Here is a 14,112-nt window from a genome sequence, read left to right on the forward strand (position 1 = left end):
CCGGGTGGGGGGGGCGCCTGCGGCGGCGCGTGGATACATTGAGGCCATGACCACGCGCACAGGAGACAGGACCATGACAGACCTCAGCAGCGCGATCGCGTTCGTCGGCGAGGTCGGAGCGAAGGCACCGGCTACGGCCCGTCCGGCGATGTTCGAGCGCGAGGTGCTGGTGCGCTTCGCGCATTGCGACCCTGCCGGCATCGTGTTCTATCCCCAGTACTTCGTGCTCCTCAACGGGCTCGTCGAGGACTGGCTGACGGACGGACTCGGCACCTCGTTCGCGGATCTGATCATGACGCGCCGGCTCGGCATCCCGACGGTGCGCATGGACTGCACCTTCACGCGGCCGAGCCGGCTCGGCGACGCGCTCGTGCTCGGACTCACCGTCACGCGCATCGGCGAACGCTCGATCGGTCTCGACGTGCAGGGACGGGTCGGCGAGGAACTGCGCCTGCGGGCCCGGCAGACGCTCGTCACGATGGACCTCGAGACGATGAAGTCGGTACCGATCCCCGCGGACATCCGTGACCGGCTCGGGCGCTATGCCCAGCCGGTGCCGGAGATCGCACCCGATGGTCTTTCCCTGCCCGCGGACGGCAACCGGCGGGCCACTGACGGAGGCAAGCATGCAGATTGAACTGGAAGCGGAAGCACCGGCGACGGTCGCCGATCCCTTCGGCGACATGGCGCCCTGGCAGGCGATGCTCGACCGCTACGCGGTGCTCTTCACCGACATGGTCGAAGGCTCGTCGGTCGGTTTCGTGCCGAGGAGCGGGTCGGGCATCCAGCCCGGCAAGCATGTCGCCGGGCTGGTCGAGGCCGCGGGCGAGGTGCCGATGATGAAATGGATCAACGACGGCAGCGGCATGTCGGCCGGCCTCATGCGCTATCGGGGATTCCAGGAAGCGCACGTGGATCTGCTCTTCGTCGCCGACGACGCGGCGCTCGAAGCGATGCGCGCGAGCCTCGCCGGCGACTCCTTGTCGCTGATCAAACGACTGATCCGGCAGGGGCATATCATGTTCTTCGTGCTGCGCACGAAATTCGAACTGCAGGACGCGGGCTACGAGGAGTTCCTCGACACGCTCGGCCTCGCTTTCCTGGGAGCCTGCCGATGATCTTCCACAATCCCGCCGGCGCGCCGGAGCTCGCGTGCGAACAGTGCGGCTGCCGCTGGTTCGACCGCATCAACGACACCTGCTACGAGTGCGGCACCAAGGTCAGCGCCGAATCGGTCGCCGAGTTCAACCTGGCGGTGGAGCGTTTTCGTGCGCGCGAGTCCGCGCGGGGCGACGCGGTACCGGGTGCGGCCGCCGATCGCGCCGTCCGCTAGTTTCCTTCGCGCCGCACTCGTCGAACACCGATGAAGAAGACCGCCGCCGCCGTCCCCTATCGCCTCGCACTGAAGACGATGCCGCCGCATTCGGCGAGGCAGGCCGTCGCGCCGCCGCGGCTGCTCGCACGGCTGCGCGAGGCGGTCGAGCAGCCGCTGGTCGCGGTGACCTCACTCGCGGGGTTCGGCAAGACGTCGCTGCTCGTGCAGCTGCGCCGCGAGCTGCTCGCGGTCGGCGCTGCCGTGGGCTGGCTGACGATCGAAGCGAGCGACGACCGCGCGAGCGTGGCGCCCGCGATCATCGCTTCGCTGAGCGCGGCGCTCGGGCTCGAAATGCCGGCGCGCGCGTTCGACCAGGTCGGCCAGGCGGGCGCCGATCTGTGGGCGGCGAGCGAACTGCTCGTGCAGATGCACGGCCTCGCCCGCCCGACCTATCTGATGATCGACGACCTGCACCAGCTCGCCGACCGCGACGCGATCGACTTCATCTATTACCTCGTCACGAACGCACCGCCGAACTTCCACGTCGTCGTCAGCTCGCGCACCGACCCACCGTTCCCCGTCGAGGAACTGCGCGCGCACGGGCTCTACACGCAGTTCGTCACCGACGACCTGCGGCTGCGCCTCGACGACACGGCGGGTTTTCTGCGCCGGCGGCTCGGCGAAGGCATCGACATCGAGACCTGCGCGCGGCTGCACGAACGTACCGAAGGCTGGCCGATGGCGCTGCAGATCGTGACTTCGGCGATGGCCCGGCGCAGCGACATTGCCGGTACGGTCGCGAGTCTGTCCGGGGCGACCGGCGACATTGCCCGCTATTTCTCGCAGTTCGTGCTCGAAAGCCTCGACGACGGTGCGGTCGCGATGCTCGTGCGCGCCTCGCTGCTCGAAACCCTGCATCCGGGCCTGTGCGCGGTCCTCGGCGGCGGCGTCGACGCGGCCGAGATCCTCGCGCGGCTCGAGCAACAGACCGGCCTCCTCTCGTCCGTCGACGGCGGCGACGTGTACCGCATGCATCCGCTGTTCCGCGAGTACCTCGCGAGCCTTGCCGCGGAACTGCCCGCCGACGAGCGGCGCGCGCTGCACGCGAAGGCCGCCGAATGGTTCGCAGCGCACGACATGCTCGAGCACGCCGCCGAGCACGCCTTCCTCGGCGGCCTGGGCGCCCAGGCGATGGACTGGATCGAGAAGCGCGTGCGCTACCTCGGCGTGCAGGGGCGCATCGTCGAGGTGCTCGCGTGGCTCGACCGGCTGCCGCCGGAAGAGATCGCGCGGCGCGAAGGCATCCAGCTCACGGCCGCATGGGCGTGCGCGCTGTGCTACCGGCCGCAGGACGCCGAGCGGCTCACCGACGTGATCCTCGCGCGGCCGGGCGTCACGCCGGAAGTCGTGCTGCAGGCGAACATCGTGCGCTCGGCCGCGGCGATCCACTGCGACGACTATCAGCGCGCGCGCGGCTGCATCGATAGCTACGACCCCGCGCTCGGCCCGCTCTACTGCAACACGCTTTCATTCATCGCGATCCACAGCGGATTTCCCGAGCGTGCGCGCTATTACCAGCAGATTTCCGACGGTCACGGCCGTGTCGCGCGCAGCTTCTACGACTCGATCTACGGTGCCTTCGCGGTCGGCCTGAGCTACCTGATCGAAGGGCAGGCGCAGGAAGCTGCGGCGGTCTTCGGCGCGGCGCTCGAACGCGCGGAGAGCGTGACGGGATGGCGCTCGATGCCGGCGGCGATCCACGCGGCGGGGCTCGCCGCGGCGAACTGGGAGCTCGGCGCCGAGGAGGAGGCGCGCGCGCTGCTCGCCAACCGGCTCGACCTGATCGAACAGGCGGCGCTGCCCGACGCGGTGATCCTCGCCTACCTGACGCTCGCGCGCTACGAGAGCCAGAAGGGCAGCGAAGGCAAGGCGTTCGACGCACTGAACAGCCTCGCCGCGATCGGCGAGCTGCGCGGCCAGCCGCGCCTCGTCGCTGCGAGCCTCGGCGAGCAGATCCGGCAGCACGCGATCCGCAACCGGCTCGTGTCGTGCCGGATGCTGATGAACGGCCTCGATGCGATCGCCGCCGATCCGGCCCGCCCCGACCGCGGGCTCGAGGCGGAGTTGCGGCTGATCCGCGAGATCGCCGCGGCGCGCGTCGCCTTGCTCGACCATGAGGACAAGGTCGCACTCACCGCGCTTGACCATGCCGCCGAGATCGCCGAGCGGCTGCGGCGCGGTCGCGACCAGATCGCGGTGCGCATCCTGCGCGCGAGCTGCCTGCGCGACGACGACGAAGCGCCGCGGCTGCTCGCCGAAGCGCTGAGCCTCGCCGAGTCCTTCGGCCTCGTGCGCGTGCTCGCCGACGACTGGCCCGCCGCGCTCGACGTGCTGCCCGAGCTCGACCGCTCGGGCAGTGGTGCCGCGGCAGGCGTCTCCGCGGCGTTCGTCGAACGCGCGACCGAGCGCTGCCGCGTCGGCTGGGTGCCCAAGACCGCGGCGCCGAAAGCGGCCGCTGCAAACCAGCGCCCCGCGCAGCTGTCTGCCCGCGAAATGGAGATCCTCGCCGCGCTGGCGCATGGCCGCACGAACAAGGAAATCGCGCACATCCTCGACGTCGGGCCCGAGACGATCAAGTGGCATATGCGGAACCTGCTGTCGAAGCTCAACGCCGCGAACCGGCGGCATGCCGTGGATCGTGCACGGCTGTTGGGGATCCTGGACTGAGCTGGGGCTGCACACGTACCACGACGTGTCGTAGATCGGGGGACCAGAACCTTGCAGGCCCAGCCAGCGTTGCGCAGCGCACTTGTTCCTGATCGGTGACGCGGCGTTCCTGCTGGTGACGGGCGTGAACCTCGCGGCGGTTTTGATCTGATCATCATCGGCTGAACCCGGACCGGAGCGCGGCGATTCCGGTCAAAACGCTTGCGTGACATTTACGATCTGCAATAGCGGGCCCGCCGATGAGCGGGCTCGCTTGTTTTCTAAGGGTTCCGCACTGGATTCGTGTATCTGCAAGCATCACTGCGGCCGACGACGTCTGCCACATGGCGAAATCTCCACATACACCTCACGAGCGCCGCGACCGCGAAGAAGACTGCTCACCGATGGGAATAGCTTGCCGTCGCAGGCCGCTGTGTACGCTGGGCGCGCTCACGGCGTGCGCAGCCGCGCGGCCGGAAACTCCTCCTGCCACAGGCGCGTGCCCGCGGCGTTCCATGTGGCGACGCGCAGCAACCGCGCGCCTGCCGGCCCGGAGAACTCCAGCGTGCAGAAGTTGCGCTGCGTGACCAGCGTCCCGGGCACCTCGCGCACCGGGAACGGGCGGGGATGCACGCGGGCGGTCAGCGGCGAGCAGGTCAGCTCGGTCAGCGGGTAGGTGCCGGGGCGCGCGCGCTCGGTCAGGTGGGTGTAGTGGATGTCGCCGGAGAGGAAGAACACGCCGTCGATGCGCTCCGCGGCAAGCCAGTCGAAGAAGGCCTGGCGCTCGCGCGGGAAGTTGTGCCAGCCTTCGCCGCCGCGCTGCTCCGGCGACGGGCGGTCGCTGAGCATGCGGCTGCCGTTGGCGACCAGCTTGAAGGTGGCAACCGAGTCACGCAGCGCGCCCTTGAGCCACTCGAGCTGCACCGCGCCCAACATCGTCCGCGCCGGGTCCGCAGCCGCGTCGTCGTCGCGGTGGTAACGGTCGTCGAGCAGGAACAGCTCGACGTCGCCGAGCGGCACCCGGGCGAAGATCCCGGGCACGCCGGGCAGTCCGTAGCTGGGGTTCGCCCAGTAGTCCTGGAACAGCTCCAGCGCCGTCGCCTTGAGCGCGAAGTCGCGGTTCGAGTTGTCCGGGCCGTAGTCGTGGTCGTCCCAGATGGCGACGTGCTGGCCGGTGCGCAGCAGCCGCTGCAGCGGCGCGAAGCCGCGCGTGCTCGCCCAGCGCCGGCGCATCCGCGCGGCGGCCTCGTCCGCGGGCGTGAGGTCGTCGTCGCGGTAGTAGATGTTGTCGCCGAGCCACAGCATCACGTCGGGTCGCCGTGCGGCGACGGTATCGAAGATCTCGAAGCCGGCGCCGAAGGAGTCCTGCGTGACCTCGTATGGGGGGGGCGGGACGTAGTTGCACGAGCCGGTGGCGATGACCAGCTCGCGAGGCGCGGCCGGATCCGCGGGCGCGGTGGTGAACGCGGGCACCTCGCCGAGCTCGACCGGGGTCCCGTCGAGCAGCACGCGGTAGGCGTAGCGGGTGGCGGCCTGCAGACCGTCGAGGTCGACGCGCGCGGTGTGGCCGCGCTCCGGGCTGACGGCGACCGGCGCGCTGCGCCGCGCCGCGTCGGGCCGCCCGTGCGGCCAGTACTCGAGCTGCACCCGCGCGGGGGCGTCGGTCATCAGCCACACGCCGACGCGCGCGGCCGTCGCCGGCCCGGCCATCGGGCCGCCGGCCAAGGTCGCCGCGCTGGCGCCGGCCGCGTGCAGCGCCAGCAGCAGCCACGGCAGCGCCAGGCGGCGCAGGGCGCGACGCCCTAGCGTGGAACGTCGAATGAGTCCAGTCAGCGATCCGTCTGACATGCCCGTATTTGACCGGCTTGAAATGCAGGTAGTCGAGGTGCGCACGATAGTCCTGTTCGTCACGAATCAGGTGTTCCCATTAGTGAGGTGTCTATCTCCCCAATGGCAGAGGGCAGGATCTGCTCGGCATCCCCACTGTCACGGACCGCGTAGCCAAGGTGGCGCTGACGTTGGGGGATGTGCCTCGGGCGTCACCCGGTGAGTAGGGTGAACCGGGCCCTTGGCAGCAGACGCTTGAAATCAGCGTCGAAACTGGTTACGTGCTCACCTTGATGGATGGCGGCGGCAGCCAGCCAGGCATCGGGGATGTCATTGGCGGCGAGGGCCTTGTCGGCGCAGAGTTTGCGCAGCGCCGGCCACTCGGCTCCCAACTCAGGCTGTTCCACGCCCGGCGCGGTCAACAGTGCATCCACGAAGCGCAGTGCTTCGAGTATCGGCGTCGGATGGATGAAAATCCGCGGATGCGTCACCAGCCGCAGGAAACTCGCGATCACCATGGGTTGCAGCTTCAGCGGGGTTCCCTGGCCAGCCTCGACGATAGCCTGCTCCAGCCAGCGGCGGGCGGCCGCGTGGTGTGGATGGTCGCTCCGCGAGGCGGCGACCAGCACGTTGACGTCAGGTGTCATCGATTACGCATCTTGATCGGCGGCATCCAACAGGGCCTTGTTGCTGAGGCCGTCGAGCCCCGGAACCAGCCCGCCTTTGCCGCGGTAGATGGGCAGGCGAACGGGTTTGACGGAAGCGCGCTGGGCGCGCAGACGCAGTTGCAGGCCTTCCTCGATCAGGCGCGTCAGAGTGGTGTGCTGCTGCGCCGCCAACGCTTTGGCTTGGGCCAGCAACACATCGTTCAGATTCAGCGTCGTCTTCATGGTCCGTGCTCAAGTAACGTGATACAGATTTCTGTATCTTATTTCCAGACCGTCCGGATCGCAATTGGCCATTTGGTCACTGGCGGGGGCGGGACCGCAGCGACCGGCCCTGCCGACCATTATTTCTTTCCCATGGATTCGGCCGCTTGGCGTGCGGCGATCTCGGCGCGGATGCGTTCGATCTCCTGCGCCCGGGCCCGGGGTGTGCCCCACGGCGCAGGCTCGGATTGACCGGCGGGGGAGTGCTGCGAGGCCGCGGGGAGGGGCTTGCGCTGCGCCTCGCGCGGGTGCGTGGCGTCCTGTCGGGCCTGCAGGGCCTTGCGGGCCTGGAGGAGACGTTCCGCCTTGAGCAGAGGTAGTTCGGCCACGGCGACGCCCGAGGCCTCGGCCAGGGCATGGAGCGGGCGGTAGGCGTCCATGCGGACGAAATCGCCGATCAACGGCAGGTTGAGCGTGCGGAAGAGGGGTTGCCAGCCTTCGCCGTCGCCTTCGCGCGTGTCGCTGCGGACCAGAAGTTGCGGGTTGAACTGGTACCAACCCTGGTCGACGCGCCGGAAGAGTTTGCGGTTGTAGGCATAGTCGCGCGCGACCTCGTTGCGCGACAGCACGCTCGAGAGATGCGCTCGCTTGTTGCGCTCGGGGCGCAGCACGGCGGCGGGCAGGTGCTGCCAGGCGTCGAGGATGTCGGCGGTCTCGAAGGCGGCCTTGTTCGGCCGGCGCAGCAGGGTGGTGAAGCGGCTGCGGAACAAGGTCCACAGGGTGTGGAACAACAGGTATTCGGCGTGGTGGCGGTCGAGGCGCACGAGGCGCTCGCCGGTGTTCACGTCGGAGGTGGAGGGGGCGACGCGCTCATACACCGCGGCAAAGGGACCCCGGGCATAGGCCGGGTCGCGGAAGGCCTCGCGCAGCGCCCAGTGGAGCGCGCTCCAGCCGTAGTGGTCGGCGGTCGAGAGGCTCGCGCCGCGCTCGAGCAGGGCGTCGATGAGGGCGACATTGCCGGCGGCCGCGGCCGCCATCAGCGGCGTCTGGTTCATCGGCAGGCGATGCTCGACGCCGTGCTGGTCGCACTGGCGCAGGATGTCCTTGAAATTGCGCTGGAAATAACCCATCCAGCTCTTGCGGCCGAGGGTCGTGAGCTGCTGCGCGTACTTGGCGGCAGCGTCGAAGCGGGCGTCGTTCACGAGGTGGACGGCGAGCTCGGGCTCTTCGTGGCAGACCGCATACTCGTGGAGCTGCTGCTTGTGCTTGCCGCCGGGCGCCTTGTCGACGAAGGTCTTCCTGAGCAGCTCGCGCAGCCGCGCCTCGTCCATCACCGGCCACGCCACCGGTGTCTGCCGAAGGATGTCGCGGCGGATGGCATCGGCCTGCTCCTGCTTGCCTTGCAGCTCGAGCTTGCGTGCCTCCTTCTGCCAGTCCTCCAGTGACGACTTCGCGGCCTCGACCTTGGTCGCGGCGCCGCCGGCAAGCTCCAGCAGGCCGAACAAGGGGTGCGTCGTGTCCGACTCGACGAGATAGAGGTTGCGCGTGGCGCGGGTCAGTGCCACGTAGAGGGCGTTCACGAAGAACTTGTAGACCTCCAGCGACTTGTCGTCCTTGTCGCGGGCGCGGCGGTACTCGAGGGTGTCGGCGGCGAGGTCGGCGCGCTCGACCCCGGCGGCGATGTCGTCGAATTCGCGCCGGTTGTCCGAGACGAAGCGGTAGAGCACGATGTTCTCGTACTCGAGGCCCTTGGCCTCATGGATCGAGAAGAGCAGCGGCGTGGCGAAGCGCTCGCGCGCGGCCGCCTTGTCCTCGTCGCGCATGACCAGCACGGCGAAGCGGGTCGATTGGCGGCTACTGCGGTCGAGCTCGCGCACCGCGGCGTCCTTGTCGGCGACGAGCGCGACCTCGCCGGCCTCGCCGCCGACCGCGTCGACGAGGAAGTTGCTCTCGCGGTCGATCGAGCCGAAGCGCCGGTGCTTGATCTTGAGGAGCGTGTTGGCCACCCGCGTCGCTTCGCGGCCGTTGCGGAAGTTGGCAGTGAGGACCGCGAGTTCTTGGCGGTGGGCAAGCTCGGCGTCGCGCCAGAACAGTGTCTTGACCTGGCTCCAGGAGAAGAAGTTGGGATGCACGATCTGGTTCGAATCGCCGCACAGGAGAAAGTGGCCCGGCTTCTTCAGCGTGGCGAGCACCAGCGCGAGCTGTGCCGGGGTGAGGTCCTGGACCTCGTCGACGACGACGAAATCGTAGCGCGGCGCAGCCAGTGCGCGGCTTGCGTGGGCGACGAGGTTGAGGTCGTAGAGGTCGGCCTCGGCGAGCCAGACGCGGTATTTTTCGAACAGGTCGTAGAGCCGCCCGCGCTCGTCGGCGGGAAAGATCGACTGGCGCACGCCGAGGGCGAGATAGTCGTCGCGGCCGAGCACACCGGTGGCCGCCGCGGTGATCACGCCGCGGATCTCCTCGAACGCCTGGTGGGCATCGAGGCCGCGAAATGTCGGCCGCATGCGGGCGAACCAGGCGGCGAAGTCGCGCCAGCGGGCCTCGCGCCCGCCCGGGACGTGAATCGACTCGACGAACTCGCGGTACGACAGGAACACCGCGTCCTGTCCCGGATGCTCGAAGCCGTGGGCGTAGTAGAGGTCGCGCGCGCTCTGGGCGAGATAGGCCGAATGCGTGACGTAGAGCACCTCGCCTTCGGCGTGCTTGAGCTTTTCCAGGGTGAGCGCCGTCTTGCCGCTGCCCGCGCTGCCGACCACGACGAGCGGCGGCGGGCGTCGAAAGACGGCTACCTGTGCATCGTCGAAGGACAGCGGCTTGTCGAGCAGATGGACGGCTCCGTGCTCGGGGTGAAGGTAGCGGACGGCCGGTGCCGTGCGCGCGGCGGCGAGCTCGGCCTCTGCGACCGCATCCTCGCCCTCGTCGAGCTTGTCGAAATCGATGGCGGCGCCGCGCAGGAAGCGCGACTTGTCGTAGGCGTGGTGGGCGATCACCTCCAGCATCAGCGCGCAGATCTCCTCGCCGTGGCGCAGCAGGGTGAACAGCAGGCGGTCGGCATCGTTCAGGCGCGCGCGGTAGTAGGCGCCGTGTGGGGAGCCGTGTCGCAGCTTCTTGACTTGGGCAGCACGGAAATCGCCCTTGGCAATGGCGGCGCAGACCTTGTCGTAGGCGGCGCGAACGCGGGTCGTGTCGAGTCCTGTGTAGGTGAGGATCCGCATGGGAGTCGGGAAAACGAGGGAAGGCGCAAGTATAGGCAGATGCGAGCACCTGCGTCAGGGATCGCCAGTGACGCTGCGGTCCGAACACCAGTTGCCGGGCGATGTCGTGTGGGCGCTCCATCCTCGGCGTCGGCACCTGTTCCGCAAGGTCCGTCCGATGACGGACTTTGGTCGGCCGGGACGTCACCCAGCCAGCGGTTCGCCGCGCTATGTCGACGAGTTGAAGATCCCGGATCTGCGCTGCTTGCCGGCGAAGCACCACCCGCAGGTGGTCTTCTACGTCGAGCGCAGCGATCACATCGACGTATGGAGCGTCTTGAACGGCGAGCGCGACATACCGGCCAGGATGATTGTCGCGCCCCAGTCCACCGGCGCGAGAGATGTTAACCCACACCGTTGGCCTTGCCGAGTCGGGTGTTGCGACCAGTCAGCCGCTGATACAGGTCCGGCCTGTGGTCGGGCGCGAGCCAGTTACGGTGGTGACGAAACCCTTCAAGTCAAACCGGTCACCACGGTGACCGGTTTCACCGCAACGAGTGAGAATTGGCTCTTCGCCGGCAGCGAGCGCGGCGGGCAGGCCGCTGCGGTACTCGAGACCGCACCCCTGAACGGCGTCGAGCCTTATGCCTATCTGAAGGACGTGCTCGCGCGGATCAACACTCACCGCGCAACCAGCCAGCAACTGTTCCACCGCTCCACGATCCTTGAACGCCTGATGTCGGACCGGGCCCGGATTATCGAGATTCGTCGCCGTCTGCATCTGGGGCAGTCGGTGCGCTTCCTCGACTGGCAACAGGCCGGCGCCCAGATATCGATGCGAACTGGGTGGACCATTGTGATGAAGGGTACGCAGTCGGCACACAACTCACCGTGCAGGACGAGCGCACCCGGCGCGAGTGGAAGTTGCCCTGTGCGGCCATTGAAATCCCGGATACCGGTCCGATCCACCGATGTCTCAATGCGCGAGACCAACGTTGCGCGTGCCCATCCACTTGATCAGTGTGTCGGGCGGCATGGGCTTGGCGTAGAGGAAACCCTGGGCGATGCCGCAGCCCAGTTCGCGCAGGCGCGCAAGCTGACCGCTCGTGGCGACACCCTCGGCGACCGTCTCCATGCCCAGCTTGTGCGCCAATGCGACGATGGTCTCGGCAAACACATCACCCCTGCCCGAGTCGATCTCCTCCACGAACGAGCGGTCGATCTTCATGCAGTCGATCGGCAGTTGGCGCAGGTAGGAGAGCGAGGAGTAGCCGGTGCCGAAGTCGTCGATCGCGATGTGCACACCCTGCGCGCGGAGCGCGTTCAGATTGCGCAACACGACCGCCGGCTCGCCGACGAGGATGCTTTCGGTGATTTCGAGCTCCAGGGCGGAAGCGGGCATCCGATGTTTGGCCAGCGTCCGCAGCACGTGGTTCGAAAAGTCCGGCGTGCGAAGCTGCGGCATGCTGACATTGACCGCGATGCGCTGCGGGCGGCGGGGGAGCTGCTCCAACCGGCGAAATGTCGCGCAGGCCTGATCGAGCACCCAGGCCCCCAGGTCGATGATCAGCCCCGAATCCTCGGCCAGCGGAATGAATACGGCTGGTGAATGGACGAAGCCCGGCACGTTGGGCCAGCGCAACAAGGCCTCGAGCCCGATGACTTCGTCGTCGTGAAGCGAGATCTGGGGCTGATACCAGACGGCCAGGCGCTCGGCGTGAAAGGCGCGGCGCAACTCCCGGATCACGTCGAGGCGCCAGTGCGTGCGCTTCTCGATTTTCGGCGTGAAGTGCAGATACCGCGTATGCCGCGTGAGCCGCGCGTGGGTGAGTGCCATGTCCGCGCGCTTATACAGCGTTTCGCCGGGCTCGCTGCCGGCGATGCGGCAATAGCCGAACTGGATCTCGATCTGAAGCTGCTGCTCGCCCGCGGCGAACGGGGTTTCGAACAGGCGGAGCAGGCGTTCCGGCGCCAAGCGCGATTTCGGGCCGACGAGTCCGAACGTATCCCCGTCGATGCGGGCCAGGTGGCAGCCTTCGCAGGCGTCGGCGAGACGCCGCGCCACGGCCAGTAGCAACTGATCGCCGACCTCGTGTCCCAAGCTGTTGTTGACGTCGGTGAAGTGCTCGATATCGAGCAGGCAGACCAGCTGATCGGCTGCGCCTGCAGCCCCGGCCGCTTCCAGGTCTGCGAGAAAGGCGGCGCGATTGCCCAGGCGAGTCAGCGGATCGTGATAGGCGATGAAATTCAGTCGCTCGACGAGCTTCACATTGCCGAAGCAGGAGGAGACGTTCGCGGCGAACACCTCGACGAGCTGGCGGTCGGTGGGCGCCAGCGTCTTGTCGCTGCGGACGAAGACCGCCGCTTCGTGTTTGTGGTCGTGCAGGTAGAGCACGGTGTGCCGCGGGCCGAAATCGTGCGTCTTTCGCGCGATGCAGTCGTGGATCGCGGTGACGATCTCCGGCTCCGCGAGCTGTGCCAGCGGTCGTCCGATACACGAGGCAAGCCGGCCTGCGGCGGCGACCACGTGCAGCGCCTCGGCGCCGCCGGCGTTATCGAAGGGCAAACCCTTCTGCGCGCAGACGATGCCTTCGGCCGGCAGCTTCAGCAGCGCGGCGATCTGCAGCAGCGCGCCCTCGGCGAACGCGCTCATCGCCGGCAGCTCCATGAGGCCGGCTGCGGCGTTCACGATCAGCTCGAGTCCGCGCCGGTTCTCGCTGATCGCGTGGATCTGCTCGTAGGAGCGGATCGCCGCGATGAGTGTGGTCATCAGCCGCGTATGCGTGAGCTCGGCCTTGGTCTTGTAGTCGTTGATGTCGTAGTCCCGAATGACCTTGAGCTCGGGCGCGTAGCCCGGCTGCCCGGTGCGCAGGATGATCCGCACGTCGGCAAGCTGCAGTTCCTCGCGGATACGCCGCACGAGTCTGAGCCCGGCGTCGGGGCTCTCCATGACGACGTCAAGCATGATGGCCGCAATGTCGGGCTCGGCTGCGATGGCCTCGGCGGCCTGTTGCGCGGTGTAGGCGTGGATCAGCCGAAGCGGCCGGTCCGCGATCAGCGCGTCGTGCAGCGCAAAACGCGTTGCTTCGTGCACCTCCTCGTCGTCGTCGACCACCAGGAGCTTCCAGCTGAGAGGATTCTCGACTGCCAGAGCGGAGGGCTCGTCGGATGCGAACCGCACCAGGTCATCTTCAGGTTGCATAATTTTCCTCATCCGTGGTCGGCGTGTGCGGTGCCACGCGCGGCAGCAGCATATCGAAGCGGGCGCCTTGGCCCGGGCTGCCGGAAAGCGCAATCGTGCCGCCCAGCACGCCGGTGACGAGGTTGAACACGATGTAGAGCCCCAGCCCGCTGCCGCCGCCGCCCAGTTTCGTCGTGAAGAACGGCTCGAACACGCGCTTGGTGAGGGCCTCGGGGATGCCTGCGCCGTTATCGGCGTAAGTGAGCGCGATCCGATCGTCGCCGGTGGGCGCGGCCTCGATGCGGATGACGCCCGCCTCGATCCCCTCGAAGGCGTGCATGAGCGAGTTGGTCACGAGGTTCGTCACGATTTGCGCGAGAGGACCCGGGAAGCTGTCGAGGACGATGCCGCGTTCGACGGCGACCTCCAGGCGATGCCGGGTGTGCTTGAGCTTGGGCTGCAGCGTGGACAGCACCTCGTCGAGCGCCTGGCGCAGGTCGAAGCTACGCCGGCGCATGCTGGTCTGATCGACGGCGACCTGCTTGAAGTTTCCGATCAGATCGGCCGCCCGGCGCAAGTTCTTCTCGACCAGGTCGGCCGCGTCGCGGCACTGGGCAATGAAGTCGAGCAGGGCATTGCGGCGCAGCGCCTCGCCTGCTTCGACCTGGCGCACGAACTCGTGCGCATGCGCCCTGAGCGTGGAAGCGACGGTGACCGAATTGCCGATCGGCGTATTGAGCTCGTGTGCGACGCCAGCCACGAGGCTGCCCAGCGAGGCGAGCTTTTCCGCCTGTACGAGTTGCTCCTGAGCTTGCCGGAGGCGTTCGTTGACTTCGGTAAGCGCGTGGTTGCGGTCCAGCAGCTCCATCTCGATTCGCTTGAGCGCCGTGATGTCCCGCCCTTGTATTGTGTTGTTGTGCAGCACCGGTTGCATTTCCGGTCGTTGCGCCGGGCCGTCGTAAGGAGCGCGTAGCGCGACTGAAGACGGCCCGGCGCGGCGGCGATGGCCGGGATGGCATG

The 14,112-nt window shown here is 68.0% G+C and carries 10 protein-coding genes and 1 pseudogene; 5 read left to right on the forward strand and 6 right to left on the reverse strand.

The annotated features are described in order from the left end of the window. Window positions 1-73 precede the first annotated feature (73 nt). From GO615_RS25730 to GO615_RS25745, 4 genes are read left to right on the forward strand one after another with little or no spacing between them, the layout of a single operon-like run. On the forward strand, window positions 74-637 hold the full coding sequence (locus tag GO615_RS25730) for an acyl-CoA thioesterase (protein ID WP_246262459.1): 564 nt from the start codon (window positions 74-76) through the stop codon (window positions 635-637). Then, window positions 627-1,118: a hypothetical protein gene (locus tag GO615_RS25735; RefSeq protein ID WP_169132715.1), complete on the forward strand. Its 492-nt coding sequence runs from the start codon at window positions 627-629 to the stop codon at window positions 1,116-1,118. The genes GO615_RS25730 and GO615_RS25735 overlap by 11 nt, the downstream gene beginning before the upstream one ends. Then, entirely contained in the window at window positions 1,115-1,333 is a 219-nt protein-coding gene (locus tag GO615_RS25740) for a cysteine protease (protein ID WP_169132716.1), read from the forward strand. Before GO615_RS25735 ends, GO615_RS25740 begins: the two co-directional genes overlap by 4 nt. 30 nt (window positions 1,334-1,363) lie before the next feature. Then, complete coding sequence (locus GO615_RS25745) at window positions 1,364-4,042, forward strand: LuxR C-terminal-related transcriptional regulator (RefSeq protein ID WP_169132717.1); 2,679 nt, start codon at window positions 1,364-1,366, stop codon at window positions 4,040-4,042. 429 nt (window positions 4,043-4,471) lie between these two features. Here GO615_RS25745 and GO615_RS25750 read toward each other — a convergent pair whose 3' ends face one another. The 4 genes from GO615_RS25750 to GO615_RS25765 form a co-directional block, all read right to left on the reverse strand. After that, window positions 4,472-5,869, reverse strand: a complete 1,398-nt coding sequence (locus GO615_RS25750) for an alkaline phosphatase D family protein (RefSeq protein WP_169132718.1) — start codon at window positions 5,867-5,869, stop codon at window positions 4,472-4,474. Window positions 5,870-6,060: 191 nt separating this feature from the next. Then, window positions 6,061-6,495 carry a TA system VapC family ribonuclease toxin gene (locus GO615_RS25755; RefSeq protein ID WP_169132719.1) on the reverse strand — a complete coding sequence of 145 codons (435 nt, stop codon included), beginning with the start codon at window positions 6,493-6,495 and terminating at the stop codon, window positions 6,061-6,063. 3 nt (window positions 6,496-6,498) lie between these two features. Beyond that, entirely contained in the window at window positions 6,499-6,738 is a 240-nt protein-coding gene (locus GO615_RS25760) for a DUF6364 family protein (protein ID WP_169132720.1), read from the reverse strand. Window positions 6,739-6,857: 119 nt separating this feature from the next. Next, window positions 6,858-9,932: an ankyrin repeat domain-containing protein gene (locus tag GO615_RS25765; RefSeq protein WP_169132721.1), complete on the reverse strand. Its 3,075-nt coding sequence runs from the start codon at window positions 9,930-9,932 to the stop codon at window positions 6,858-6,860. Between the two features lie 541 nt (window positions 9,933-10,473). On the opposite strand from GO615_RS25765, the pseudogene GO615_RS25770 reads away from it, so the two are divergent. Further along, window positions 10,474-10,626: pseudogene (locus GO615_RS25770) on the forward strand (transposase domain-containing protein); the annotation flags it as partial. Window positions 10,627-10,887: 261 nt separating this feature from the next. Here GO615_RS25770 and GO615_RS25775 read toward each other — a convergent pair. Next, complete coding sequence (locus tag GO615_RS25775) at window positions 10,888-13,113, reverse strand: putative bifunctional diguanylate cyclase/phosphodiesterase (RefSeq protein WP_246262460.1); 2,226 nt, start codon at window positions 13,111-13,113, stop codon at window positions 10,888-10,890. Next, window positions 13,103-14,112, reverse strand: a 1,010-nt coding sequence (locus GO615_RS25780) for a sensor histidine kinase (protein ID WP_169132722.1), incomplete at its 5' end; no start/stop codon positions are given. The genes GO615_RS25775 and GO615_RS25780, both read right to left, overlap by 11 nt.

Origin of the sequence: Aromatoleum evansii (genome assembly GCF_012910805.1) — a bacterium.
Classification (GTDB): Bacteria; Pseudomonadota; Gammaproteobacteria; order Burkholderiales; family Rhodocyclaceae; genus Aromatoleum; species Aromatoleum evansii.

Excerpts from the sequence above, each read along its gene's own strand:
- GO615_RS25730 (WP_246262459.1), top strand. The coding sequence starts at position 74 with ATGACAGACCTCAGCAGCGCGATCGCGTTCGTCGGCGAGGTCGGAGCG.
- GO615_RS25735 (WP_169132715.1), top strand. The coding sequence starts at position 627 with ATGCAGATTGAACTGGAAGCGGAAGCACCGGCGACGGTCGCCGATCCC.
- GO615_RS25740 (WP_169132716.1), top strand. The coding sequence starts at position 1,115 with ATGATCTTCCACAATCCCGCCGGCGCGCCGGAGCTCGCGTGCGAACAG.
- GO615_RS25745 (WP_169132717.1), top strand. The coding sequence starts at position 1,364 with ATGAAGAAGACCGCCGCCGCCGTCCCCTATCGCCTCGCACTGAAGACG.
- GO615_RS25750 (WP_169132718.1), bottom strand. The coding sequence starts at position 5,869 with ATGTCAGACGGATCGCTGACTGGACTCATTCGACGTTCCACGCTAGGG.
- GO615_RS25755 (WP_169132719.1), bottom strand. The coding sequence starts at position 6,495 with ATGACACCTGACGTCAACGTGCTGGTCGCCGCCTCGCGGAGCGACCAT.
- GO615_RS25760 (WP_169132720.1), bottom strand. The coding sequence starts at position 6,738 with ATGAAGACGACGCTGAATCTGAACGATGTGTTGCTGGCCCAAGCCAAA.
- GO615_RS25765 (WP_169132721.1), bottom strand. The coding sequence starts at position 9,932 with ATGCGGATCCTCACCTACACAGGACTCGACACGACCCGCGTTCGCGCC.
- GO615_RS25775 (WP_246262460.1), bottom strand. The coding sequence starts at position 13,113 with ATGCAACCTGAAGATGACCTGGTGCGGTTCGCATCCGACGAGCCCTCC.